Annotated in this window: 24 protein-coding genes; 12 read left to right on the top strand and 12 right to left on the bottom strand. The window is 65.1% G+C overall.

The features are described from left to right. Window positions 1–64 precede the first annotated feature (64 nt). Genes MFF01_RS12325 through MFF01_RS12300 form a run of 6 tightly spaced genes read right to left on the bottom strand, consistent with a single transcriptional unit; the run spans window position 65 to window position 4,313 of the window. A complete protein-coding gene (locus MFF01_RS12325; protein ID WP_238225751.1) occupies window positions 65–460 on the bottom strand; it encodes a hypothetical protein in 396 nt (131 codons plus the stop codon). A gap of 45 nt (window positions 461–505) precedes the next feature. Continuing rightward, a complete protein-coding gene (locus tag MFF01_RS12320; RefSeq protein ID WP_238225721.1) occupies window positions 506–1,669 on the bottom strand; it encodes an MFS transporter in 1,164 nt (387 codons plus the stop codon). Between the two features lie 7 nt (window positions 1,670–1,676). Then, window positions 1,677–2,972, bottom strand: a complete 1,296-nt coding sequence (locus MFF01_RS12315) for an arsenic transporter (protein WP_238225720.1) — start codon at window positions 2,970–2,972, stop codon at window positions 1,677–1,679. Between the two features lie 36 nt (window positions 2,973–3,008). After that, entirely contained in the window at window positions 3,009–3,434 is a 426-nt protein-coding gene (arsC, locus tag MFF01_RS12310; protein ID WP_238225718.1) for an arsenate reductase (glutaredoxin), read from the bottom strand. Next, complete coding sequence (locus tag MFF01_RS12305; RefSeq protein ID WP_238225716.1) at window positions 3,434–3,961, bottom strand: arsenate reductase ArsC; 528 nt, start codon at window positions 3,959–3,961, stop codon at window positions 3,434–3,436. The genes arsC and MFF01_RS12305 overlap by 1 nt, the downstream gene beginning before the upstream one ends. Beyond that, window positions 3,954–4,313, bottom strand: a complete 360-nt coding sequence (locus MFF01_RS12300) for an ArsR/SmtB family transcription factor (RefSeq protein ID WP_181017412.1) — start codon at window positions 4,311–4,313, stop codon at window positions 3,954–3,956. The genes MFF01_RS12305 and MFF01_RS12300 overlap by 8 nt, the downstream gene beginning before the upstream one ends. Before the next feature lie 50 nt (window positions 4,314–4,363). Here MFF01_RS12300 and arsH point away from each other — a divergent pair, with 50 nt between their 5' ends. Next, on the top strand, window positions 4,364–5,116 hold the full coding sequence (gene arsH / locus MFF01_RS12295) for an arsenical resistance protein ArsH (protein WP_238225713.1): 753 nt from the start codon (window positions 4,364–4,366) through the stop codon (window positions 5,114–5,116). A gap of 39 nt (window positions 5,117–5,155) precedes the next feature. On the opposite strand, the gene MFF01_RS12290 is transcribed toward arsH, so the two are convergent. After that, entirely contained in the window at window positions 5,156–5,710 is a 555-nt protein-coding gene (locus MFF01_RS12290) for a metallophosphoesterase (RefSeq protein ID WP_238225711.1), read from the bottom strand. Window positions 5,711–5,980: 270 nt separating this feature from the next. Between MFF01_RS12290 and MFF01_RS12285 the strand changes: the two genes are divergently transcribed. The 11 genes from MFF01_RS12285 to MFF01_RS12235 all read left to right on the top strand — a co-directional run bounded on the left by MFF01_RS12285 (window position 5,981) and on the right by MFF01_RS12235 (window position 21,046). After that, window positions 5,981–6,928, top strand: coding sequence for an ABC-three component system protein (locus MFF01_RS12285; protein WP_056378837.1), 948 nt, complete (start codon window positions 5,981–5,983; stop codon window positions 6,926–6,928). Beyond that, complete coding sequence (locus MFF01_RS12280; RefSeq protein ID WP_056378839.1) at window positions 6,925–7,179, top strand: ABC-three component system middle component 6; 255 nt, start codon at window positions 6,925–6,927, stop codon at window positions 7,177–7,179. Before MFF01_RS12285 ends, MFF01_RS12280 begins: the two co-directional genes overlap by 4 nt. Beyond that, window positions 7,176–7,508, top strand: coding sequence for a hypothetical protein (locus MFF01_RS12275; protein WP_238225710.1), 333 nt, complete (start codon window positions 7,176–7,178; stop codon window positions 7,506–7,508). Before MFF01_RS12280 ends, MFF01_RS12275 begins: the two co-directional genes overlap by 4 nt. Then, window positions 7,433–8,956 (top strand): DUF2326 domain-containing protein, encoded by a 1,524-nt coding sequence (locus MFF01_RS12270; RefSeq protein ID WP_238225708.1) that lies wholly within the window; start codon window positions 7,433–7,435, stop codon window positions 8,954–8,956. The genes MFF01_RS12275 and MFF01_RS12270 overlap by 76 nt, the downstream gene beginning before the upstream one ends. Before the next feature lie 481 nt (window positions 8,957–9,437). Then, entirely contained in the window at window positions 9,438–11,438 is a 2,001-nt protein-coding gene (locus MFF01_RS12265; RefSeq protein WP_238225706.1) for an AAA family ATPase, read from the top strand. Continuing rightward, window positions 11,431–11,676 (top strand): hypothetical protein, encoded by a 246-nt coding sequence (locus tag MFF01_RS12260; protein ID WP_056378844.1) that lies wholly within the window; start codon window positions 11,431–11,433, stop codon window positions 11,674–11,676. The genes MFF01_RS12265 and MFF01_RS12260 overlap by 8 nt, the downstream gene beginning before the upstream one ends. A gap of 185 nt (window positions 11,677–11,861) precedes the next feature. After that, the gene (locus MFF01_RS12255; RefSeq protein WP_162245225.1) at window positions 11,862–13,322 is read left to right on the top strand and encodes a tyrosine-type recombinase/integrase; all 1,461 of its coding nucleotides are present in this window, start codon (window positions 11,862–11,864) and stop codon (window positions 13,320–13,322) included. A gap of 689 nt (window positions 13,323–14,011) precedes the next feature. Then, on the top strand, window positions 14,012–17,593 hold the full coding sequence (locus MFF01_RS12250) for a site-specific integrase (RefSeq protein WP_162245226.1): 3,582 nt from the start codon (window positions 14,012–14,014) through the stop codon (window positions 17,591–17,593). A gap of 2 nt (window positions 17,594–17,595) precedes the next feature. Further along, on the top strand, window positions 17,596–18,234 hold the full coding sequence (locus tag MFF01_RS12245; RefSeq protein WP_056378850.1) for a hypothetical protein: 639 nt from the start codon (window positions 17,596–17,598) through the stop codon (window positions 18,232–18,234). Further along, on the top strand, window positions 18,234–18,734 hold the full coding sequence (locus MFF01_RS12240) for a hypothetical protein (RefSeq protein WP_238225704.1): 501 nt from the start codon (window positions 18,234–18,236) through the stop codon (window positions 18,732–18,734). The genes MFF01_RS12245 and MFF01_RS12240 overlap by 1 nt, the downstream gene beginning before the upstream one ends. Then, on the top strand, window positions 18,731–21,046 hold the full coding sequence (locus tag MFF01_RS12235) for an AAA family ATPase (protein WP_056378854.1): 2,316 nt from the start codon (window positions 18,731–18,733) through the stop codon (window positions 21,044–21,046). The genes MFF01_RS12240 and MFF01_RS12235 overlap by 4 nt, the downstream gene beginning before the upstream one ends. A gap of 217 nt (window positions 21,047–21,263) precedes the next feature. Here MFF01_RS12235 and trxB (MFF01_RS12230) read toward each other — a convergent pair whose 3' ends face one another. The 5 genes from trxB (MFF01_RS12230) to greA are packed head-to-tail and all read right to left on the bottom strand — an operon-like array spanning window position 21,264 to window position 25,335. After that, on the bottom strand, window positions 21,264–22,268 hold the full coding sequence (trxB, locus tag MFF01_RS12230) for a thioredoxin-disulfide reductase (protein ID WP_056378856.1): 1,005 nt from the start codon (window positions 22,266–22,268) through the stop codon (window positions 21,264–21,266). Between the two features lie 46 nt (window positions 22,269–22,314). Beyond that, window positions 22,315–23,250 (bottom strand): thioredoxin-disulfide reductase, encoded by a 936-nt coding sequence (gene trxB, locus MFF01_RS12225; protein ID WP_238225702.1) that lies wholly within the window; start codon window positions 23,248–23,250, stop codon window positions 22,315–22,317. 9 nt (window positions 23,251–23,259) lie between these two features. Then, window positions 23,260–24,294: a mitochondrial fission ELM1 family protein gene (locus tag MFF01_RS12220; protein WP_238225700.1), complete on the bottom strand. Its 1,035-nt coding sequence runs from the start codon at window positions 24,292–24,294 to the stop codon at window positions 23,260–23,262. Between the two features lie 44 nt (window positions 24,295–24,338). Next, window positions 24,339–24,851, bottom strand: coding sequence for a hypothetical protein (locus tag MFF01_RS12215; protein WP_238225698.1), 513 nt, complete (start codon window positions 24,849–24,851; stop codon window positions 24,339–24,341). Between the two features lie 7 nt (window positions 24,852–24,858). Next, window positions 24,859–25,335, bottom strand: coding sequence for a transcription elongation factor GreA (gene greA / locus MFF01_RS12210; protein WP_177232445.1), 477 nt, complete (start codon window positions 25,333–25,335; stop codon window positions 24,859–24,861). Window positions 25,336–25,419 lie beyond the last annotated feature (84 nt).

The following is a 25,419-nucleotide window of genomic DNA, read 5'->3' as shown; positions in this document are numbered from 1 at the left end:
AACGATGGGACCCGGGCCTTCAGGCGCACGGGATCGGCCGGCGCAGGCGCCGGCGGCATCGGGTTCAGGCCTGGGGAGGCTCGGTGGGCGGTCCTTGCGAGAGGCTGTCGAAGGAGGCGATGACGGCCCACGCAGTCCCCTCGACGACGGAGACGCGGCCCGGAAGTCCGACGGCGACCGGCAGCCCGGTGGCGACCTTCGCCAGGCAAAGCGCCATCAAAGGGCAGCCCTTCGAGCAGTCGGGCATGTCCGGTCGCTCCTTGGGGCAGCACGGCATCTCGTCCATCGCCATCCCGGCCATGTCGTCCATGGCGTCGTCGGGCACCGCCATGGTGTGTCCCTGAACGGCCGTCGGAGCGCGCATGCCCGCGGCGGCCGCGGAGGCGGTCACCGGCGCTAGAGCGAGGCTGAGTACCGCGAGGAGCGGGAGCAGCCTGCGAAGGGCGAGCCAGAAGGTCACGAACGGACGATGCCACATCGCGTGTCGGCGAGGAAGGGACAGAGACTACCTGACGCGCCAGAGGGATAGGGCAAGCGCGACGTTCGCTAGGGCGAGCGCCGCGAGGAGGGCATAGGCCGCGTCGGCGCCGGCATGCGTCAGCACGAAAGCGCCGAGGGACGGCGCAAGCGCCTGCGCCACCAGCCCCGGACGGGCGAGCCGGCCGACGAGCGGGGCGTAGCGCTCCGGGCCGAACAGGGCGAGGGGCACCGTCCCGCGTGCGATGGAATAGATGCCGTTGCCGGCGCCGTAGAGGACCAGCGCCAGTCCGACCACCCGCAGGCCCGCCGCCAGCATGGTCACGCCCAAGGCCACGAGTACCATCGCCGCCGTCAGGGTCCAGAGGGGATGGTGCCGCGCCCTCCCGGCCATCTCGACGATCCGCGCGCCCACCTGCGAGGGTCCGATCAAGGCGCCGTACGCCACTGCAAAGGCGAGCTCCACGCCACGGGCCTGAAGCAAGGTGATGAGGTGAACCGAGACCATGGCCATGATCGTGCCCCCGAGGGTCAGCACCCCCGCCATGAGGAGGAACGCACGACGTTCCCGACCATCGAGCCGGACGGCCGGGACCGGGCCTTCGGACCGCGCTGCCGGACGTACGGGCGGATGGGGGATCACCAGTAGGACGAGGGGCAGCGTGACCGAAAGGTGCAGCCCGGCGTAGGTTAGGCAGGTGCTGCGCCAGCCGACCTGCTCGATCAGGAAGGCCGAAAGCGGCCAGCTCACCGTGCTCGCGAAGCCGCCCCAAAGCGTCAGGGTCGTTATGGCAGGCCGGGCCTCGGCGCCGTAGAGGCGCCCGAGCGTGGCGAAGGCGGGATCGTACAGGCCGGTGCCCATGCCTAGGCCGACGAGGAGCCAGCCTGCCAGGTAGGTTGGTAGGTTCGGGGCTAGGCCAAGGACCGTCAGGCCCACGGCGAGGATCACGGCGGCGAAGGCCAACACCGGCCGGCCCCCATGTTCCCCGATGAAGGCTCCCACTCGCGGGGAGACTAAACCCGCGACGAGGAGACCGAGGGACAGGCCTCCGATGACCCATCCCAAGGGCCATCCCGTATCCTTCGACATCGGCGCGGCCAGCACCGACAGGAGGTAGAACGACGAGCCCCAGGTCAGGATTTGGATCACGCCCAGGGCCGAGATGACGGGCCAGCGGCGCGACGGGGTCATCGCTGCGCTACCGAGCCCCAAGCATCGGTAGCCATAGCGCCAGGGCCGCCAGGGTGACGAGCAGCACGGGCGGGGTGATGACCAGACCCACCCGCATGTACTGACCCCAGGTGATGTGCTGGCCCTTGGTGTCGAGGACGTGCAGCCAGAGCAGGGTCGCCAGACTCCCGATGGGCGTGAACTTCGGGCCGAGGTCGCAGCCGATGACGTTGGCGTAGACCATGAGCTCGCGCATCAGGGGCGAGAGATCCGGAGCCTGCTGGATGGAGAGCGCACCCACGAGCACGCTCGGCATGTTGTTCATGACCGAGGACAGGATGGCGGCGGCGAACCCGGTGCCGATGGTGGCGACGAACGGACCATGGCCCGAGAGCCAGACGAGCGTCTGCGCCAAGTAGTCGGTCAGGCCGGCGTTCTTCAGGCCGTAGACCACGAGGTACATGCCGAGGCTGAACAGCACGATCTGCCAGGGGGCCCCCGTCAGGACCTTGCGGATGGGAATGACGCGGCTGCGGTTGGCCAGCCCCAGCAAGACCAGTGCGCCGGCGCAAGTGACCACCGAGACTGGCACGCCGAACGGCGCCGTCACGAAGTAGGCGACCAGCAGCAGCCCGAGGAGCGGGAAGGCCGCCCGGAAGACCAGCGGATCCTTGATCGCGTGGTGGGGCGCTTCGAGCTCGGCCACCGGGTACGTGGCCGGAAGGTCGCGCCGGTAGAACAGCCACAGCACCACCAGGGTCGCGGCCAGCGAGACGAGGTTCACCGGCACCATCACAGCGGCGTATCGGCTGAAGGAGATGTCGAAGAAGTTCGCTGAGACGATGTTGACGAGGTTCGAGATCACCAGGGGCAGGCTCGTCGAGTCCGCGACGAACCCGCAGGCGACGATGAAGGCCAGGGCGGCGGCCGGCTTGAAGTTCAGCCGGAGCAGGATCGCGAGGACGATGGGGGTGAGCAGCAGGGCCGCGCCGTCATTGGCGAACACCGCGGCGATGGCTGCACCGAGCAGGATCACCAGCGGGAATAGCAAGCGCCCGCGGCCCCCGCCCCAGCGGGCGATGTGGAGCGCCGCCCAGTGAAAGAAGCCGGCCTCGTCGAGGAGCAGCGAGATGATGATGAGTGCGACGAAGGTGAAGGTGGCGTCCCAGACGATGTGCCAGACCACCGGGATGTCACCGGGGCTGATGACCCCCGTGACCAGCGCCACGGCGGCCCCGATCAGCGCGCTCCACCCGATCCCGAACCCCTTCGGCTGCCAGATGACGAAGACGAGGGTGACCACGAAGATGGCGAGCGCAAGCATCGGGACCGTTTCTTGTTCTTGGGTACGCGGAGTGGATCAGGCGGTGGCGACGCGGCGCCCGTGCTCGTCGATGACGCGCTCGCCATCTTCCTTCACGAACTCGCCCTGCTGGGCCGGGAGGAGATCGAGGACCGCCTCGGAGGGGCGGCACAGGGTGACACCCTTCGGGCTCACCACCAGGGGGCGGTTCAGCAGGATCGGGTGCTCGGCGATGGCATCGAGAAGCTGGTCGTCCGTCAGGCTCTCGTCGGCAAGGCCGAGCTCACTGTAGGGCGTGCCCTTCTCGCGCAGGAGGTCACGGATCGAGACGCCGGCACGCTCGGCGAGCTGGCGAACCAGGATCCGGTTCGGCGGCGTCTTGAGGTACTCGACCACATGCGGCTCGATGCCGGCGTTGCGGATCAGGGCCAGGGTGTTGCGGGACGTGCCGCAATCCGGGTTGTGGTAGATGACGACGTCCATCACGCGACCTCCGGGCGGGGTGAGGTGGCGCCGGCCTGCTGGCCGATCTCGCGCACCTTGGCGGACAGGGCGACCCCATCGAGGCTGGCCAGCGGCAACGCTACGAAGGCCGAGATGCGGTTCTTGAGGTAGCGCTGCGCAGTTACGAAGGCTGTCTTGCGCTCCAGGTCCGTGCCCTCGACCGAGGCGGGATCCTCGATGCCCCAGTGCGCCGTCACCGGCTGGCCGGGCCAGTACGGGCAAGCCTCGCCGGCGGCGTTGTCACAGACCGTGAAGACGAAATCCATGACCGGCGCGTCGGGGCGGGCGAACTCGTCCCAGGACTTCGAGCGCAGCCCCTCAGTCGGGTACTCCGTCTCGCTCAGAACCTGAACGGCGAGCGGGTTCACGTCTGCCTTGGGCTGGCTGCCGGCGGAGAAGGCCCGGAAGCGTCCCTGGCCCTCCTTGTTGAGCATGGCCTCCGCCAGGATCGAGCGAGCGGAGTTGCCGGTGCAGAGGAACAGGACGTTGTAGACGCGATCAGGCATGGGCGGTGTCTCCGGTGGGCAAGCAGCAGGCGGCCAGGGCCGCGACGGCGGGGGCGCAGACCTCGGGACGCCCCTGACAGCAATCGCGCATCAGGAACTGGATGAGTTCCGACAGGTCCGGGTAGGCCGCGCTGTAGATGATCGAGCGACCCTCGCGCCGGGACGTGACCAGCCCGGAATGCGAGAGCTCCTTGAGGTGGAACGACAGGTTGGTCCCTGACACGCCGACCGCCTCGGCCAGCGCGCCGGCCGCCATGCCTTCGGGGCCGGCGGTCACGAGTTGGCGTACGACGCGCAGGCGGTGCTCCTGGCCGAGGGCTGCAAAGGCGGCGACGGCTTGCCGTTCGTCCATCATGATGTCAATATCTCAACCATCATTGAAACGTAGAGGAACGAAACGTCTTGGACAAGCCCCAACAGCTCTTCGCCGACGGAATGCCCAACATCAGCGAGGGGCACTTCGTAGTGCCGACGGCGACCGACCTGCAGGTGCAGGCACCGTTCACCCACGCCCCACGCTTCCTGATCCTGTATGGCTCGCTCCGGGAGCGGTCGTTCAGCCGCTTCCTAGCCTACGAGGCCGCACGCCTCCTGGAGGCGATGGGCGGCGAGGTGCGGATCTACGACGCGCACGGCCTGCCGTTGCCTGACGACGCGACCGCCGACCACCCCAAGGTCCAGGAACTGCGCGACCTCTCGATCTGGTCCGAGGGGCATATCTGGGTCAGTCCCGAGCGTCACGGCAACATGACCGGGGTGATCAAGAGCCAAATCGACTGGCTCCCCCTGTCGGAGGGCTCGGTGCGCCCGACACAAGGCCGGACCCTAGCGGTGATGCAGGTCTCGGGCGGTTCGCAGTCGTTCAACGCCGTCAACGGCCTACGCATCCTCGGGCGCTGGATGCGGATGATCACCATCCCCAACCAGTCCTCGGTACCCATGGCCTACAAGGAGTTCGATGACGCCGGTCGGATGAAGCCGGGGCCGCTCTACGACCGGGTGGTCGACGTCTGTGAGGAACTGGTCAGGTTCACGCTCCTGACCCGCGAGCGTTCCTCCTATCTCGTCGACCGCTACTCCGAACGGAAAGAGCGCGAGCCTGAGCGCCTCAAGGCCGTGGCGGTCGACATCGGGTTCGTAAAACGACCTTCGTGACCGGGTTGGACGGATGGGCCGCCTATCTCGTGCGTGACATCAGCCTGACGGGGGGGATGCCGGGGCTTCCGCCATCCTTTCCATGATCCGGATCAACGTGACCGGAGCCCACTCCCAGCAATCAACGCCGACGTCGAGGCTCGCCCGGGTCGCCGGAATGCTGCCGTGGGAGTGGCCATAGACGTGAAGGTCGCCGTGCCAGGCATGGGGCCACGTCACGTGCGAATAGTGGCTCACCCACAGGGCGACCCGCCGGGGCATGCCCGGGTCCTGGACGAAGACCCTTTGGACGTCGACGACGGGTCCCGCCCATTCGAGACGCTCGCCCAGCCCGAAATCATGGTTGCCCCGGACCAGATGAATGCGGCCGTGTAGGCGCGCCCGAATGGAGGCGGCGTAGTCGAGGCTGCACCGGTAGGCGAAGTCCCCGAGGTGCCAGACGATGTCGTCGGGTCGGACGGCCTTGTTCCAGGCGGCGACCAAGGCCTCGTCATGCGCCTCGATGGTCTCGAACGGACGGGGGCGAGCCATGCGGGAACTGAGCAGGCTTCGATGGCCGAAATGGGTGTCCGCGCAGAAGAGCGTCCTAGGCATTCTTTGCCTCCGAAATGACGGAGGCCTCGTACGGGACGCAGCGCTCCGAAGTCAGCGGGAAGGGTGGACGTCCCTGGTTTTCATCGGCTCGGCGCTCCTGTTGCGCAGTGTCGATCGCACCGCTTGCGTCCCTTCGCAAGGGTTCGTCCGACGAGATCCACGGGAATGGCCGTCATCCCGCCCGTCGGTGTATCCCGCGCTCGCGGGTTTCAACGCCGGCTGCTACGCTTGACCCCCAACGAATCCGCCCGTGATTGTACGAACGCAGCCATGCCGATCCCTCCTGAGCAACGGCTCGCCCTCTCGGACATGCTGGAGCTCACGCTGCGGCGCCTGACCGGCAACCACTTCCAGGAGTTCTTCTGTCGGATGATGGAACTCCGTCACCCCGACGCCTTCATGAGGCCCGCGCTTGAGGGCTCGCTCGGTGATCGGAAGTGCGATGGTTACCTTCGCCCCGGGCACGAGATCTTCCAGTGCTACGGGGCCGAGAACGGCGGTGCGAAGGTCAAGGCCGTGAATGCCCGACTGGCGGCCAAGATCGACGAGGACTACGTCGGAGCGGCAGGGCATTGGCCCGACATGAAGGTCTGGCACATCGTCAACAACTTCATCCTCGGGATGGGCACGACGCCGCTTGCCCGGATCGACGCGCTGCAGGCCGCCAACCCGCATCACCGTATCGCGGTCTTCGGCTGGGCGACCTTCGAGGCCCACATCATGTCCTTGGAGTCCTACCAGGTGACCGGCCTGCTCGGACGCGAGGTAACGGCCGAGGACTTCCGCAATATCCAGGCTCCTGAGGTGGTCGCCGTCATCGATGCCATCGCCCAGGGTACCCTTGAGGAACTGCCGGAAGACGACGAGCGACGTGACGTGCCGGTTGGCAAGCTCCGGACGAACGGCTTGTCGGGCGCCATCCAGCGTAAGATCGCCATGGGCGGCCTGAACGAGCGCATCGTAAAGAGGGAGATCGAGGGCCACCCGGTCCCGCTGATGGCGATGACCATCGCCAACGAGTTCAGGCGACAGTACGTCGATCTCGACCTCCAGGGCCTCGAACCCGATGACATCATGATGAAGCTTTACGGCAACATCGTCGGCCACGGTCCGGTCGCGGTCGAGATGGACGTGGCCGCCTGGAGCTTGCTCTCCTACCTCTTCGTCCGGTGCACCATCTTCAAGGACAAAGTTGTCGACGAAGGGGTGTTCGGATGATCCTGCCGAGCAAACATCTCAGCCAGGATCGGGCCCTCATCGGCGTCGGCGCGGACATCCTCGAAGTCCTCACCCGACCGATGACCGTTTCCGAGGCGTGGGACGGGGTACGGAAGAACCGCGCCTCGCGCCCCGACAGCGCCGTGCTGCCGTTCGACTGGTTCGTGCTGGCCATGTGCCTGCTCAGGGCCCTTGGCGCCCTCGACCTGAACGACGAGGGCCTGCTCGTCCGGGCCGAGCGCAAGCCATGATCCTATCCCTCACCAGCGACCTTCCGGGCTTCAAGGGGCTCACCTTCCACGAAGGTCTCAACGTCGTCCTCGCCGACCGTACCGACGCGTCCACGGAAAGGCAGACCCGCAACAGCGCCGGCAAGACCAGCGTGATCGAGGTCATGCACTTCCTGCTTGGCTCGGCCGCCGGGAAGTCGTCGATCTTCCAGTCGCCCGCCTTGTCGCGTTCACGTTCCACGCCAGACTCCGGCTCGGTCATCATGAAATCACCGTGTCGCGCAGCGGTGCCGACGCAAACCGGATACTTCTCCTGGAGGAGGATGCCGCCAAGATCGCCGCCCCGCTGACGCGGGACAAGTCGGGGGCGGTCTACCTTCCCGTGGAGCGGTGGCGCGAGATCCTCGGCCACTACTGGTTTGACCTGCCCAGGGACCCAAAGGGCACCGAGTTCGAGCAATCCTTTGTGCCGGGCTTCCGCTCGCTCGTAAGCTACTTCATCCGCCGCAACGCCGGAGGCGCGTTCGCTGTGCCTGTACGCCAGCACGAGAAGCAGAACGCCTACGACTGGCAAGTCAACCTGTCCTACCTCATCGGCCTGGACTGGCGCATCCCGCGGGCCATCGAACAGCTTAAGGTTTCCACCGCCGCCCTGGCCGACCTACGGAAGGCGATCAAGGAAGGCGCCTTCGGCAAGCTGTTTGGAAGCGTCGGGGAGATCCGGCCCGAGATCCAGAGGATCGAGGCCAGGATCGAACGCCTCAGGGCCGCCATCGCCGCGTTCGAGGTCGCCGAGAATTACCGGGAACGCGCCGCGGAAGCCGCGACCGCCCGACGCCGCATCCAGTCGCTCGGCTTCGAGCGTATGCGCGCACTTCAGACCATCGCCCACCTTGAGGCGGCGGTCGCCGAGGAAAGGGCCCCGGAATACGCCGCCCTCGAACGCCTCTACCGCGCCGCCGACGTCCAGTTGCCCGGCATCGTCCTGGCCAAGATGGACGACGTCGCGAGCTTCCAGAGGTCGGTTTCCGAGAATCGCCGCGTCCATCTCGGGGGGCAGATCTCGGAAACCCGCGCGGGCTTGGCCTTGGTCGACGCCGAGATGACCGCTCTGGACGAGAGCCAGGGCGCGATCATGGCCGAAATAGCCGGCAAGGGCGCTCTGGAAGATTTCACGATGATGGCCGAGGAGATCGGCACCCTCGGCAGCGAGGTCGAGCTCCTGCGCGAAAAGCTCAGGAACGCGGAAGTCCTCGAAGGCAAAAAGTCCCTGCTGCTGCAGGAGCGCGCATCCCTCCTGCAACGTCTCCAGGCCGATCATCGGGAGCGGGGCGATGCCCTTCGTTCGGCCACCCTCATGATCGACCGATCGATCACCGAGCTCTACGACGACCGGTACGGCAACCTCATCGTCGAGGCGACGCCCAAGGGGCCTGAGTTCCGCATCAGCATCCAGGGCGACGGGAACCGGGGCGGGATCGACCGCATGGAGATCTTCTGCTTCGACCTGATGCTCTACGAGACCGCCGCGGAACGGTTCAACGGAGGTCCTGGGCTCCTCGTCCACGACAGCCACCTTTTCGACGGCGTTGACCCCCGCCAGGTTCGCACCGCCATCGCCCTCGGCCACCGAACGACCGTGTCTCGGGGCGGGCAATACATCATCGCCCTGAACTCGGAAGTGCTCGACGTCCTCGACCTCGGAAGCGAAATCGACCTCGACGCTGCCGTGCTCCGACCACGCCTGTCCGACGACGAGACCGGCGGCCTGTTCGGAATCCGGTTCGACGCGAGGTGAGCGGACGTACCGGCTACCGACGCGTTCCTGGAGCGGTAGAAGCCTCCGGCATGCACAGTTCGACGCTCGATAACCACGGCGACGCGCGCTGCACGCTTCAGGCTATCATATCCGATCCCAAAGGTTGCGCCGGACGCCCTGAGGCTTGTAGGGGGCGCTCGGCGATAAGGACTTCTTAACCGTCCACACGGATCCACAGTTGCCGCCAAGGAGGAAGCGCCCGGACATCGGATTACGCCCAATCCGGCTTGACCTTCGGGTCGTTCACTCCTTATGCGTTCTTCGTTCGTTCCCGATATCGCGGGTTCGACCATCCGCGCACACGTCCCCCGCCAAGGTTCAGCCCGTGACCGCTCACCGCTGCCTCATAGGGATAGCCCTGCTGCCGACAGGCAGATCAGCGCCCATCCCGGAAACACTTTACGAGGCCTGACCGGCGCGCCATGACGCGAGCCCGGCCGCCTCGTGACGCGAGGCATTCATGGCCAAGAAGTCTCCATCGCTTACGAAGCCCCCGAAGGTCGAGCAGCAGGGCTGCCTCGACGAATTTCTCGACGGGGCCCAAGAGGACGAACTCGAACCGCATCAATCCCGCCAGGTTTCGGATGTCCTGGCCCGGGCGATCCTCGAAGAGGCGCTCCCGATCCGGGCCCGCGCCAGAATCCGGGGTTTCCTGGCGGTCGGCGTCGTCGTTCAGGTGCCCTCGGCCGACTGGATCGAACCGATCAAGCGGGCCATCAGGCGGCACGGACCCTTCCCCCACATCGTAGCTCGCAATGGCAGTGCGAGGCTCCAGGACCGCGCAGAGGTCGGGAACGAGGAAATCGGTCGGTACCTTGGTGCCAACCACAACGTTTGCGGGATCAGCACCTCACCGGAACGCTACCTGCCATCGGCGCTGGTGGCAGGCGCCGACATCCGCATCGAAATCACCACGCCGTCCAACAAGGTCATCTCCAACGTGATCCTGGAGGTCACGAAGGGCCGTCCGCGCAAGCTTCCGCCCAGGGTCGCGTCGGGACTTGGGTTCTACGACCTTTGTACCGCCATCCGCATCCAATCCTCCCCCGTCGATTGCGTCCGCCGGCTAACTGCCATGACGCGATCCAGGTCGATGGGCGATCCCCATCTCGACGACGTTCCGCTCGTTCGTGACCTTCATGGATACGCGGGCGGTGCACAGGAATGGGCGATCAAGCTCGTCGACGACGTCGAGTCATGGCGCCGGGGCGAGATCCCCTGGAGCCAGATCGACCGCGCAGTCGTGTTGGCAAGTATTCCTGGACTAGGAAAGACATCCTTTGCGCGCTCTGTAGCCAAGTCCTTGGGAATGCCCCTCGTTCCGACTTCGGTTGCGCACTGGTTCTCCTCGACCGCCGGGTACATCAATGAAATCATCAAGTTCGTCGATACCCTGCTCGCCCAGGCGGTTGCAAACGGTCCAGCGGTACTACTTCTGGATGAACTCGACGGTTTGCCCCGACGCTCCGCCCTCGGTCGGAACGCAGACTACTGGGCTCCGATTGTTGGGCATATTCTCCTAGCTCTCGACAGCGCCGTCTCTGGTGATGCGGGAAAGCTGGTGATCATCGGCGCGACCAATCATGCCTCTTCCTTGGATGAGGCGCTCATCCGGCCGGGTCGGCTCAATCGCGTCATCACCATTATGCCACCGGATGCCACTGCGGTCGCCGGCATCCTCCGGCACCATCTCGGAGATGACCTGCCAGGGTTCGACCTGTCGGGCCTCGCCACCCTGGGAGCCGGGTCTACGGGTGCCGAGATCGCAGGATGGGTGAAGGCGGCGCGGCGCACCGCACGCATCGCCGAACGTTCCCTGGCCGCATCGGACCTGCTGGCCGAGATCGCCCCGCCAGACGTACGACCCTGGGCCGAGATCCTCGCGACCGCCCGCCATGAATCGAGCCACGCTTGTCTGTCTGAGCTCCTTCGCGTGTCCGAGGTCTCTCAGGTCTCGATCATTCCTACCGGTGCGATGGCAGGCAGCATGCGTGCGCGCATGCTGTGCGGGGCTTCGCCCACGAGAGCCGAACTCGATGCCTACGTTGTGACGACCCTTGCCGGTCGGGCGGCGGACGAGTTTTGGGGTGGCGTCTCCGCGGGCGCCGGAGGACATCCTTCGTCCGATCTCGGCATCGCGACCCGCACCGTCGCGTCCTGCCACGCGTCCCTGGGCCTCGGGGGGAATATCGCGATGCGCGCGACGGACGAACAGGCCTTTGACCTGGTCCGGACCGACGCCGCCTTCAGGGCCGTCGTGGAGCGCGATCTCGCCGACCTTTATGCCCAGGCCTTGGCGCATGTTGCAGCCAACGCGGACGTGATCGACCGCGTAGCGCACGTCCTTGCCGAGTCCCGCATCCTCGACGGTCCGACCCTCCGACGCATGATCGGCCCCTCTACCCCGGATGCCTCTCCGGTCGAATCAGCCGTGACGATTTCCGGAGGCCGTCATGAATGAGTCCGAGCTTGACGACCAGGTCGCCCTCCTGATGAAGGGAATCCTCAGGGTTCGTCGTGACCTTGATCCCATTAGCTTCGATGCGATGTTGGGAGCCGTCATGGTCGAGATCGAACTCGGATTGCAGTTGGCCGAGGAGGCCGCCCTGGAGCGGGCCATGCGACCACGTGCGGTCGGCAATGTCGTGAAATTCCCCCTGCCGCCGGCGCGGCCGGGATCGATCCAGAAGACCCCGTGATCGGGTGGTGCGGCCTCGTCCAGATCCTGGACGAGGCCGCCGAGGCGGAGCCGGCGCGTTAAGCGACCCGGCCGACATCTGTCGAAGTCGAACCCGTCGCATGCGCCGGCGCTGCAGATGAAGCTTCACGACGCCGCGACAGGCTCGAATTTCGTGCGACGCCAACCGTTCAGGAGATGATGGCGATGCCACTGAAGCATCTCACCCGGACCGTGATCCGGCGACAGGATACCGGCAAGTCCGAGGAGATCTTCGTCAACGACGACGGCTATGAGATCGACGCGCTGCTACGGTTCAGGCGCTATATCGACGGCCGCGGCAATCGCGCGACGAGCCTGAAGCGTTACGTCGAGTCCGCGGCGCGGTTTGTCGACTACCTCATCGAATGCGAGGTTTTCGGCCAGGCAGCCCGGCCCGATGACATCTCCGAGGCTTTCACAGCCTACCCGATCTTTCTCAGGGATGGACCTAGGGTCGCGTGGGCCGAGTTCCCAACGCTCGCTACTTACGCCGGGGAGATCGGCTTCGCCGGACTCGCGCCAGCCAGCTTCCTCCCGACCCTGGCCGCGGTGAACCATTTCCTCGCGTTTGCGCGGAATGAGGCGCTGAAGGCAATGTCCGCCCTGAGCGACGAGAACGTGGCCGTGGACTGGCTGGACCTGCGCACGACCTATGCAGCCATCGACGGTGTGCGGCGATGGTCGCACTTCGACAGGGTGCGCCTGAAGCAATCCTTGCTTGGCGGCAACATCCGCATTCTCAATCGAATTGACCGACCGAGGCACCTGGAAGCGCCCCTCGGCCGCCAGACGCGGGTCGGCATTGAGAACAAGGAGTTTCCTCTGGACAGGCTGGCAGACCTGCTGGCCTGCGCGACGAGTCATCGGGATCGAGCACTGTGGTCTCTCCTTGCCGGTGGAGGCCTTCGCTTGCACGAAGCCCTCAATCTTCGGTTCGATGACGTAGACCCCTCGACCGGGGAGATCTGGGTTCATGACCCCAACTTGAGCCGATTCGGTCGTGAGATGCCGAAGGGAGAGTTCCTGCGCTTCAAGGGGCGCACCATGAGCCGGGTTTACATGTATGAACCGGTTCAGACCAGCTTCTGGGAGGCCCTTCGCGCCTATCTTAGTCAAGAGTTCGTCGGGACGACCGACCACGAGAACGACTTCCTTTTCCAGAAGCTGGACAGCCGCGATAGGGCACGTCCGTTGGTGGAGGCCAGCGACGCCGCCCACCAGAAGCAGTTCAAGAGGGCCGTACTCCGCGCCGACGTGCAAGGTCCTCCGGAAGCACCCGATCACGTCTGGACGCTGCATTCCCTACGGCACAGCTATGGCATCTACATGCTGAACTTCATTCCCGTCCCTGGCGGGCCCGGCCTGAAGCTCACCGAGGTCCAGATGCTGATGGGTCATAAGAGCATCGAGAGCACGAAGGTCTATGCCCGGCATGACACGCATATCGTCCAGGCGAGGGTCGAGGCAGCAGATGAGGTCGTCTTCGCGGGCATGGACGCCTCCGCGGATGCTGGAAGGCATTTCCTGCCAACCAGCATCGCCGAGCGACTGCGTAAGACGGCGGACCGGATCGAGAAGGAGGGGGCCTTCCAACGTCGACTGCCACCGGGCAGGAGGGAGGACTAAGCTTCGTAAGGTCCCGTCTTTCGCAATTTCTCGTTTTTCAATTAGGGACCGTAAACCTTGGCCATGAAGAGGTTCCGTATAGCGGACGCTTTTCCTGGACGCAGGCCCCTCCGATATGTTCAGCTGGCACACATGAGCAGCTTCGCAATAATTCAGGCCGCGTTCGCGCAGGCCTTAAGCAAAACCGGCTTAATAGCCTAGGGTCGCTGCTGACCTGCGGCTGGTGGACCTGGCCGCTTAAGAACCTTCCCGCATCCCGGATGCAACCGGTGCCTGGAAGGCTGGAATTACCACCTGTTCCGAGATCAGCCTTGCAGGGGTGCGCCCTTGTTCGAGGTTACGCGGAACCTGCTCCCTCTCCCTTGCAGAACCCAACCACCGCCATGGGCACCGCGCAGTCTCACTTGCGCTTCAGCTGTGTCTCGGCGGCTCCCGGAGCCCAACCCATGATTGTTTTATCGCGAATACGACCGCCCTGATGGCGTCGGGTCCTCGGTTCTCCGGTCCCCGACTGCCTGATGGTCACGTCCGAACAGGCGCCGCGCCCCGCGCGGCAGCCGATCAAGCGGACTGAAATCCCACAGCACAGTCGATGTCCGGCCCGAGGCGCTCCCCGGGATGGCGATGCCTTGTCCGACGACCGCCGGGGAAAGCCCCAGCGCCTCGGACGCCAGCCCGAGGAGCCTCAAATGAACAAGCATGTACCTGAGAATGCCCAAGTCGCCATTGCCACGTCGGTTGAGCTTCCTTCCTCCGAAGGCACTACCTACGACCCGTCGGCTGCCGCTGGGCCGCAAAGTGTTCCAATCAGCCCGCCGGATGAGTTGCGGCACCCTCGGTTCGACATCCCGGTCATCAACCTCACGGATGGTCTGATCGTCGTGGGCAAGACGGAGCAACTGCAAACCCAGTTCGCACAACGCGTTCAAGAGGCCGCGGAAATCGACATTGCTCGGGGTCGTCGCGGCGAGATCACGACTCGCGTCAGCACCATGCTGCGTATTCGCAAGCAGCTACTGGCCGCAGCCAAGGTGATGAGCGTCCATGAATTCATCGATGCATTTCTGATGCTGGATCGTCTTGATACAAACAATCCACCTAAGGAAAAGCTTAGAAAGGTGGAAAGTGCCCTTAGAATTCCTCCGATGGCGCAGAAGACGCGCGGAGTTATCACTTTGTGGTTCAAGTATGCTTATTTTATGATGTGGAGTGACGGTTTGGTCCGTCTTCCGTTGACATTCAGACTTCGAACCGACGTCTGGAACGAGCAATTCCGAAAGCTCGCACCTGCCCTGGCAACTTGTCAATTCGATAATCCCGACGCTCAAAGCAGCACACTGGGACTAAGCCTTGTCCTTGCGTCGGGCTGGCGTTCATTCTCAGACATTGACCTGGACTTGTTCGGCCCATCGACAATGGAGGTCGTTAGAAAGATCCGTTCGGGTGGACTTCCGGGAGTACGCGACAGCCAGCCGTCGACTGCGATCTTGGCAGCCCTCGCGCACATCGCAAAGTCTGGTCAGGGACACGGGTTCGCGTACTCCCTGGATGATATCAGAAGCTATCGCTACTGGGTCCATCTTCACCTCAGGGGCGTCGGCGATATGACGCCTTCCGAACTTCTTGCCGATCCCGAGAGCGTTCGTCGTGCTCAAGCGAGCGTACCGAACCAAGCCTATGCCCGGCGCCTTGCCGCCGCCCAACTCGACCTCATCGACGACGAAAATCGTGAGGACTTCCGGCATGCGGTCCTTGATGGCGAGAAGGTCCTACAGGACGTGAAGTTCGAGTTGTTGGCTAACAAGGTCAACGCTCCTGAGGATATCCTCGTCTACATGAAGGCGTTGAGGATGCGCGGGACGTTCCGCAACAAGGGAAACCCGTATCCGACGCGGATGCATGCATTCCCGGTCGACCTTTGGTCTACATGGTCTTCAGCGCTCGACGAGTTCTTTGCGCACCGGGTGCGACAAGGATACGAGTCCCTCGGGAAGGCAGAAACCCGCCGTCATCTTATCCAGGATTACCTATGCTGCTACCTTCCGTGGTGGATCGAGCTCCACCCGGGTCTGGACGTCAGTCTCCCTACAGACCCGTCCCAGTTCACGCGCTTCGGCAACTGGGTCGAGGGCATGGAAAACGGCGCGGCCCCCGTTCCGCTCCTGGATTTCTACCGGGACATCCGCATGAGCAAGGGAGATAATGGGCTCAACGCCTTTATCTCGTTTGCCTTTCGTTTCTTTGAGTTCTGCAGGGCACAGGCGCCGAAGCTCAATTTTTCACGACAAGATTTCGTAAATCCAGTGATGCCGGAGTTTGACAGGAACATCAGCCGGTCCCCGCAGAAGACGAATAAGACGCCCATTCCCAAGGCTCTCATGCCGTTCATCCTGCGATACGCTTATGCTTGCGAGAGCTTCTTCATCGAGATCTCAAACCAAATTCTCGCGGGGAAGCTTACTAAGTCAGACGTGAAGGGCATCTGGAGAAGGGTACGCAAGAGCGAGGCCTTCAAGGCATCAGAATACGGACTGAACGTTACCTTTGAATACGATGGCAATAGCTACACCATCTCGGAGGTACCACAACTCGCCACATGGGCGGAGCGGTCCGTGAAGCTTGGTGCCCAGGAGGTGAGCAAGGTCGTCCTTCCGCACCTTTCGAGCCTGCGGATGATCATCGTCGCCTTGGAAACGGGCATTCGTTTCCAAGGAGTCCAGTGGCTTTGCAAGAAGGCATTCCACCGTCTGGCCGCCGGCAACATGGCTGGGGCGGAGCTCATGCCATTGCAGGTCAATACCGACAAGGTTCGGGACCGTCCGTGGAATACGCTGATCGTGCGTAGGGCCTTTGAGGTTCTGATGCGCGAGGCGGCATTCCAAGATCAAATGGTCGACGACTTTCAGGAAGTCGCCGTTCAGTACGAGAGACGGGAGTACACGCGGTTCGCCCCAGTCTTCCCCCTGTTCCGGTCGCCATACCAGGAATACCCGGTATCAAACCAAGCCTATACGACGACGTGGGATCGTTTCCTCGTCTCGTTCTGTCTCTGGCATCGGCGAGCATTGAACTCGCAGGCCTCTAATGGGATGTGGCGATACGTTCCCGAAATGGATCCGCTCACGGGCATGCCGAAGGTCGTGATGCACTTGGACGGCGAGGAAAGCCGTCCTTGCTCGCCGATCAAGGTTCGCCTGAAGCATACGCCCCATTCGGCACGTTCCACTTTCATCACCTCTCGATCCGGCGTGCTGCCCATCGAGATCACGGGGTGGTTGGTGGGACACACCAACACGGCGACAACCTACCACTACACGGTCGAGAACCAGGAGCAGGTCGGCGCGCGTGTGCTCGCCGCCTCGAACTCTGTCTGGGAGCCAGATCCTGAGAACCCCGTCCACATCCGGGCCGACAACGCGAACAGCGCCCTGCGGAAGAGCTTCCAGGCGGATCGGGTGAGGACGGAGGCGGCCTTTGGGCTGCAGACGCTGTCCCTCCTTAACGAGGATCTCCAGGACGTCGATGGCATCATGAGGTTGCGCTCCACACCGATGTCGCAGGTGATTTTCCGCGAGACGCACATCTGTCCTGTCGGGGAGATGTGCCCGAGCGACGTCATGGACGTCATCGTGGAGCCGCGGCGGTGCGGCGTTTGCCCCTTGGCGGTCAAGTCCGTCGACCACTTGCCGTCTATCGGCGCAAAGATGCGCCAGCTTTTGGAACAGGTCCGTGAGGGCGGCCGTCTGGTGGAGCGTCTCAAGGCGAAGTCTGAACCCGACGCCACGGTCGACGCGGTGCAGCATCGACGCCGCCTCGACGCCACGGAGTACGAGGGCTGGCGCACATCGCTCCTCGCGCTGACACGGAGCCTGGACGAACTCGGGCACGCGTCAGTGGACTTGTTCCACGTCGGGATGCCCGACGCCGTTCGCCTGCACTTGAGGATGGTCACGCGCGACGCGAGCATGGCCGAGTTCATCCTGCATAGGCTCACTGACGCGAGCGGCCACCCGGGCTTCGAGACACCAGTCCTCCGGGCGCAGGCGATCCAGTTGCGGCAGAGGCTACTCGCATCAATGAGGGCCATCGAGGCGGAGATTGAGCTCTACGAGGTCGATCCGGTTCGAGCTTTTGTGTCGGGGCTACACCTTGCCCTAAAGGCTCACGGCATTGCCCCGACGTTTGCATCTGCGTTGGAGGCCGTCTCCAGCGTCAGCTCCCTGGCGGGTACGGGCGCAAGCCCGCGCCTAGCCGCCCCGCCGGAGGAGTGACTGTGGGCGCGCGCAAGGGCCAAAACAACTTCGGTCTCCACCAGCGGGAGGTGACGGAAGCCAACCTCGTGAAGGTGCGTCGTGCCCTCAAGGCCCTCCCGCGCCGTACGAAGTACGAAACGTTCCATGCCCTGCGCAACGCGGTTGCCATGGGCAGCGGTCTGCACGCCACGACCTTGTCACGGAACAAGCGCTACCGGGCGGAGATCCTGCGGTTCGTCGCCGAGAATCCTCGCTTGATCCCAGCTCCGGAGGATGACGTGCGGCCGCGCGCGGCGCTGGCCGCCAAGGCGCTCGACGCCGACATCAACACCAACCTGCTCCGGCGAGACAACGTGAGGCTACGGAAGCTGATCGAGCGCAACGGCGTCAATGCGGAGTTGCCGGCGCCGACGACCGACGGAGACGGTGAGGGCAGGGCGTACCGGATCGCTTTCGAGCGCACGGCGACGGTGTTGGGGCGATTGCTGACCCACCTGACCGAGGAAGAATTCGGCATCGTCCTCGACAAGGGCGAGATCAGGAACACCGCACAGGTCGGCTCCAAGAGCCTCATCGCGGGACCGCCCGACACGACGCCCTTCGTCGAGTGGCTCCGGAAGCAGCCACGGACACGCAATCAGCTCAATGAGGATGTTTGATGCCCAGGACCGCGACGGTGCCAGAGTTGCTGGACGAACTCAGAACCTTCCTCGACCAAAGGTTCGCCGAATACGATCAGGGCGGACGTGCATCCCCGAACCTTCCCAGCCGGGGCGGCCGGATCAACGTTCGATCCTTGATGCAGGAGTTCCGGCAATGGGGCGAGGAACGGGGCGTCGAGGTTCCCGAGAGCGTGAGACAGTACGTCTACAACGAGGCCGAGTGGGGAGCGCTGATCGACGTCGCGGCGCAGGACCAGGGACTGACTGCCACGAAGACGACCGAGACCGCGAAGTCCAGCGATGCGGCGGAGGATCGGATCGTCAGGCTGAGCAAGGACGTGAAGAACCAGAGCGAGGGACATGCCCTCGCAAGGGCGCGCATCGTTCACCTCGAACGTAAGCTTGCCGAGAAGGAAGCCGAGAACGCCCGCCTTCGTGAACGCTTCGCGTTCATCCAACGCACCGGCATGGTCTTGCGTACGGACGACGTTCAATGACCACCCAACCTGTCCAGCATCTGACCGTCCAGGTCACGTCCATCGTCTGGGCCGGCGATAGGGCCACCATCTTCTCGGGCATCACGACCGGGCGCGAGAGCGTCAGGGTGGTCGCGAAGGGGGAGGCGTTCCATCCGGTTGACGGGGAGGTCTACCGGATCGAGGGCCAGTGGCACGAAAGCGTGCGTCATGGCCTCCAATTCTACGGGCGCCCGGACGGATTCGTTCGTCTCATGCCATCCGGGAAGCTGGTCGTTCCCTGGCTTCAGGTCGTGGGCGGCCTGGGCCCGGCGCGTGCCAAGCGTATCGCGCAAGCCCTGCGGGGGCGGCTCGACGGGCTCCTGGATGGGTCCGTGACGCTGGAACAGCTGACGGAGATCATCGACCCCGAGCGTCCGAACCTGGCCGCCCGGCTCGCCGTCGCCGTCTTCCGCACCCTGGCGGAAACCAAGGGCGAGTACGAGACGGTTCGATGGCTTGAGGAGCAGGGGGTGGAGGACGGCGGAACGGTACGGCGTATCCTGCGCCTGTTCGGTCCCGAGGCGCTGCCCCTCCTCCAGCGTAATCCCTACGTGCTGTCAGGCCCCTTGCCCTGGTCGAAGGTCGATCCCCTCGCCCTTCGCATCCTCAAGGCCCGTGGCGGCATCGGGGATGCGCATACCCACCCGACACGTATCGTCGGTGCAATCGACGCCGTCATGCTGGACGCCATTCGAGAGGGAGACACGGCGGTTCACCGTTCCGTCCTGGGAAGCCGCGTTGCCAAGAAGCTCGGGCTGGATGCGGAGATGGAACTGGACGAGGAGGTGGTACGTGTCGGGATGGCGAACCATGCGCTGATCGAGTCCGGAGACCTGTGGCGTTCTCCCGGTTGCGCGGTGCTTGAGGAAGACCTCCTGGTCCGTTTCCGACGTCTCGCCGGCGGCCGCGAGCGTACCGGCGTCAAGATCCCGTCCGCGGTGGACCTGCGGCGGCTCCTCGCGATGGTGGAAAACCGGGGTCGTTCGCTTCACCCCGAACAGCGCGACGCCGTGCTTGCCGTAATGGGCCGGCCACTGGCCTGTCTGACCGGAGGAGCCGGTACGGGAAAGACGGCCACCTGCCGAGCCATCGTTGACCTTTGGGAACACCTGGGTGGCCACGTCCAGATGGCCGCCCTGTCAGGCAAGGCCGCGCTGAGGCTGACGGAGGGCACGGGTCGCAGCGAACCTGGGCAATCGCCCGCGGTGACCATTCATCGTCTCATCCTCGGCTTGGAGAAGCGAGTCGACGGCCAAACTCAGTGGGGAGGGACTAGCCAGCGGCAGGCTGCCCCCGATGCCGGACGGGAGCTTCCGCTGCTCACCAACCGCACGCTCCTGGTCATCGACGAGGCTTCGATGGTCGACCTCAGTCAGATGCACCGCCTCGTCGACGCGATGCCGCAAGGCTGTCGCCTGCTCCTGGTTGGTGACGCCTTCCAACTGCCTCCTGTCGGGTTCGGCCTGATCTTCCATCACCTTGTGGAACAGCGGGGCATCACGTCGCGGCTTGAGACCGTGCACCGACAGTCGGATGGGAGTGGTATCCCGGCCATCTCCCGAGAGGTACGGGGAAGTCGCATCCCGGTCCTCCCCGCCTATCAGCCGGGACGTCCCGGAGTGAGCTTTCTGGTGGTGGAACCGGGCGAGGTGAGCGAGTCCGTTGAGCGTGTCGTCGCGGATCTGGGCCGTCATGGTCCGGATTCCACGGGCTTGATGGTGCTTTCGGCCGTGAACAGCCGTGCCGCCGCGCCGGACGGCACGGTCCGGCATCTCAATCACCGCCTCCACTCGGCCCACGTCGCGTCGCTGGAGGCCGCCGATCCTGGAAAGGTGGAGAGCGTACGTGGTTACATGGGCAACGAGTTCTGCGTCGGCGAGCCGGTTACGTTCCTACGAAACGACTACGAGAAGGGGTTGCGCAACGGCAGCCTCGGACATGTCACGGCCGTCGACGAGGACCTGGGCACGGTGACGTGCGAGTTCGATGGGGAAACCGTCACCCTCACGGACAAGGACCTGTTCGACCTGGCCCTAGCCTACGCCGTAAGTTGCCACCGGGCTCAGGGAAGCCAGGCACGCACCGTGGTGGTCGCCCTGATCGAAGCCCGGAATATGGACCCTACCTGGGTCTACACGGCGCTGACCCGGGCCGAGGAGGCGGTAGTTCTCGTCGGTTCCGAAGAGGCTCTCAAGGCTGCCATGTCCCGTCCACCCGCTCATGCCCGGCGCATGGTCGGCTGTACCTTCGACCTGTCGCTCCCGGACGTCCAGGCACTTGATCAAGCATGAGGTGCCGGAACCGCACCGCTGCGGAGTCCAGGACGACGAGGGTAGCAGGTGCCAAGGCGAGGAGGCGGAAGGGGTATCCCCCGGCCTGGTTAAGCCAACGGCACGCAAGGTGGAGGGCCCCGTCCCCTCGGCGGAATAGAGACGGTGCCTGGCATGCGGAAGAGGCGGAGCCCTCTCCCTGGAACGTCGGCGGTGAAGGCCCGGGGTTCGACCGAGCCTAGTCGTAAGCGCCGATCATCTCGACCTCATGTGCCTCCTCGTTCCGGACCTTGGGATTTGAGGAATGCTCGGCCAGGAATTTCTCGGACTCAAGCGCCGCCATGCACCCCATCCCGGCTGCTACCACCGCCTGTCGGTAAACGAATTCCGCACAGTCGCCGGCCGCGTAGACGCCCTCCACCGTCGTCTTCGTAGTGCCGGGGACGATCTTGATGTAGCCGCCTTCCAGAAGTTCGAGCTGGTCGGCGAACAACTTCGTCGCGGGATCGTGACCAATGGCGACGAACAAGCCGTCGGCTGCCATCTCCCTCGTTGAACCGCTGACCGCATCCCTGAGCCGGAGGCCAGTCATCGACTTCACGGGCTCCCGCCGCCCAAGGACCTCATCGACCGTGTGGTTCCATATGACCTCGATCTTAGGGTGGGCGAAGAGGCGGTCCTGCAGGATAGGCTCCGCCCTGAAACGGTCGCGCCGATGGACGACGGTGACCTTCGAGGCCAGGTTGGCTAGGTAGAGCGCTTCCTCGACGGCGGTGTTCCCGCCGCCGGCGACGACAACCTGCTTTCCGCGATAGAAAAAGCCATCGCAGGTCGCGCAGGCCGACACGCCCGCACCGTTGAATTCCATCTCGGAGGGCAGTCCCAGCCACCGCGCCTGGGCTCCAGTGGCCGCGATGAGTGTGTCGGCGACGTATGTGTCCCCACCGTCGCCCTGTGCCACGAACGGCCGCTTCGACAGATCGACCGATACGATTGTGTCGTAGAGGATCTGGGTCCCGACGTGCTCGGCTTGAAGGCGCATTTGCTCCATCAGGTCCGGGCCCTGAACGGCCTGTGCGAAGCCTGGGTAGTTCTCGACGTCAGTGGTGATGGTCAACTGGCCGCCCGGCTGGATGCCCGTCACGAGGATGGGCTTCATGTTCGCTCGGGCTGCGTAGATGCCCGCGGTGTAACCGGCCGGCCCGGCACCGATAATGAGAACCTTCGTCTTATGCGTGGTCATGGCCAGCCTTGATGTGTCGATGAAGCGGGGGGGCCTTGAATGCGCTCTAGGCTGCAGCTTCAAGGAGCAGCTGCGACCGGTTATCGTTCGAGACGGAAGTGGTTGAATACACACACATCCGGGGGGCACCTGGTACAGAGAAAACGACATAGACGCCCGGGATCGCCGTGTGGGTGGTGCCGGGTTTGGTCTCGATGTAGCCGCCCTCGCGCAGGGCGAGCTGCCCCTCGAAGATCGCGGTTGCCGGCTGGTGCCCGATGGCGATGAACACCCCGTCGGCCTTGCGCTCGACGATCTCGCCCGAGCGCACGTCCTTGAGGCGCAGGTGCGTCACCGACGGCGGCTTCTGCGTTCCGCACACCTCCTCGACGGCGTGGTGCCACAGCACGTCGACGTTGGGGTGCTTGAACAGGCGCTCCTGCAGGATGCGCTCGGCCCGGAACTCGCCCCGGCGGTGGACCACCGTCACCTTGGCAGCGAGATTGGCGAGGTAGAGCGCCTCCTCCACGGCGGTGTTGCCGCCGCCGACCACCACGACCTCCTTGCCGCGGAAGAAGAAGCCGTCGCAGGTGGCGCAAGCCGAGACGCCGAAGCCCTGGAAGGCGGCTTCCGACGGCAGGCCGAGCCATTTGGCCTGGGCACCCGTCGCGATGATGAGCGCGTCGCACGAATAGGTCTCGCCGGAATCCGCTTCGAGCCGGAACGGGCGCGTCTGGAGATCGACCTTCGTGATGTACTCGGACACGATCTTGGTGCCGACATGCTCGGCCTGGGCGCGCATCTGCTCCATGAGCCACGGGCCCTGGATCGCTTCAGCGAACCCCGGATAGTTCTCGACGTCGGTGGTGATCATGAGCTGGCCGCCGGGCTGAAAGCCGGAGATCATGAGCGGCTCGACCATGGCGCGGGCGGCGTAGATGGCGGCGGAGTAGCCCGCCGGCCCCGAGCCGATGATGACGAGCTTGGAATGTGTGTGTGCCATGCTGTCTCCTTAAGGGTGGCCGGGGGCTTCGGCGGCGAAGCGTGCCGCGTGAGCCTCGTAGGACCGCGCCATCGCCTGGGCGATGGACGGCGTCGCGTCGATGGGACGATAACGCAGGGTCTCCAAACGCCCGATGAAGGGCTTAAGCGCCCCCGCCATGGCGAGGCCGGCGAACATCCGCCGGTGCCGGATATAGGTCTTCGGCAGGTCGAACAGGAGGACGGGGGCGCCGGTGCTCACCGCTTCGCCGACCATGTTGGCCGAATCCGAAGTCACCACAATGGATTCGGCCAGCGCCAGCATAGCGACGTAGGGATTCGCGCCGCTGCCGTCCCAGAAGAACCCGCCCTTGGCCGCGACCAGCCCTTCCAGGGCGTCGCGCAGGGCCGGCGGCGTCCGGCGCGAGACCGTCATCATCAGCGAACAGCCGCCCTCCGCGAGCTTCGTGAGATCGCGCACGAGGCGCCGCATGTCGGCGTTGCGGTAGGTGAGGTGGCGGCTGTCGCCGCCGATGAGCACGGCGATCCGCGGCCAGGGCAGGCCGATGAGGCGCGGATCGGGCGCAGCCCGCGCGGCGGCGAGGCGCGTCGCCGAGACCTGATGCGGCGCCGTCAGGGTGGTGAACACGTTCGGCCCGCGCAGATCGTCGTAATCCGGCACCCAGACGAAATTGGCGGTTTCCGGTCCCGTGCGGGGATCCTTGAGGAAGGCCGTGAAGGTGCGCCCCCCCGAGGCCTCGCGCACGGCGCGCAGGTACGGCACGGCGCGTCGCCCGGAGGCGATGAGGATGTCGGGCATCGCGCCCGACAGGACGCCACGTGTCCGGCCCGGCCGGTCGCCGGGGTCCACCGGCCCCCACGGGGCCATCCAGCCGAAGGGGGGGCGGGGAGCGATGCGGCGGGTCTCGAAGGCGAGCCCGAGGGTCTCGGCGAGGCCGAGGCATTGGTTTTCGTCGCCCGCCTTGCCGTCAGTGACGATCCAGGTCCGGGCCAGGGTGATGTCGGGGGAGGGGAGCGACGCCGGACGGTCGGACAGTGCGGTCATGGCGCACGCATTCGCCATCGGCGACGCCACGTCAATGCCGCCCGTCACCGCGACGGCAGGGCCCGGCGCAGCCAGCCCGCATAATGCGCCGCGATGGCGGTGACGCGACGGCGCTCGGATTTCGGGTCGTACCAGGCGCCGCCCGAGCTCGCCGGAACCACGGAGAGCTGCGGATGCCGAGCCAGAACCTCGCCGCGCCGCCCGATCAGCAGGGCCTCACCGTCGAGGTAGTCCGAGTCCATGCTGCCGCCAAAGCCGCTGCGGCCCTGGTTGCCCACGTACGGGTTCATGGACAGGCTGTTGAGGCGCACCACCAGGGTCGGGCCGCGACCGCCCGACACGTCGGCGAACTCGGCCGCGAGGGCCCGGGTCAGGTCGGCCTGAAGCGCTTGGGCACGGAGACCATCGCCCCGGGCGAGGAGAGGACCGACATCGACGCGGATGCCGGACAGGCGCTCTCCACCGAGATCCGGGAGCCCTTCGGCAAATGCCGGGGCGGCGAGGGCGAGCAGGCCGAGGAGACCCAGCCCGCCGAGCCAGCGCATCGGGCGGCGCATGGTGAAATCAGGCGCCGTACTGGACGGCGACGACCTCGTAGGACTTGCCGCCGCCGGGTGTCGTCACCTCGACGGTGTCGCCGACGCCCTTGCCGATAAGGGCGCGGGCGATGGGGGAGGTGATGGAGACGAGGCCCGAGCGCACGTCCGCCTCCGGCTCACCGACGAGCTGATAGGTCTTCTCCTCCTCGGTGTCCTCGTCGACGAGCTTCACCGTGGCGCCGAACTTGATCTTGGTGCCCGAAAGCTTCGTCACGTCGATCACTTCGGCGCGCGCGATCATGCTCTCCAGTTCCATGACGCGGCCCTCGTTGTGGGACTGCGCCTCCTTGGCGGCATGATACTCGGCGTTCTCCGAGAGGTCGCCTAGCGCCCGTGCCTCGGAGATCGCCTGGATGATGCGCTGACGCTCCACTTGCTGGCGGTGCTTCAACTCCTCCTCCAGCGCCGCGTAGCCGCGAACGGTCATCGGAACCTTGTCTATCGTCATCGTCTCGCGCCACAATGAAGAGGCCCGAAGGAAGCGGCATCGCTCCCCCCGGGCCAGAATAAGATCGGCAAGAATCTC

The sequence above is a fragment of the Methylobacterium adhaesivum genome (assembly GCF_022179065.1).
GTDB lineage: Bacteria > Pseudomonadota > Alphaproteobacteria > Rhizobiales > Beijerinckiaceae > Methylobacterium > Methylobacterium adhaesivum.
Note: the sequence above shows the minus strand (reverse complement) of the source record. Positions and strands in the feature narration are given on the sequence as shown.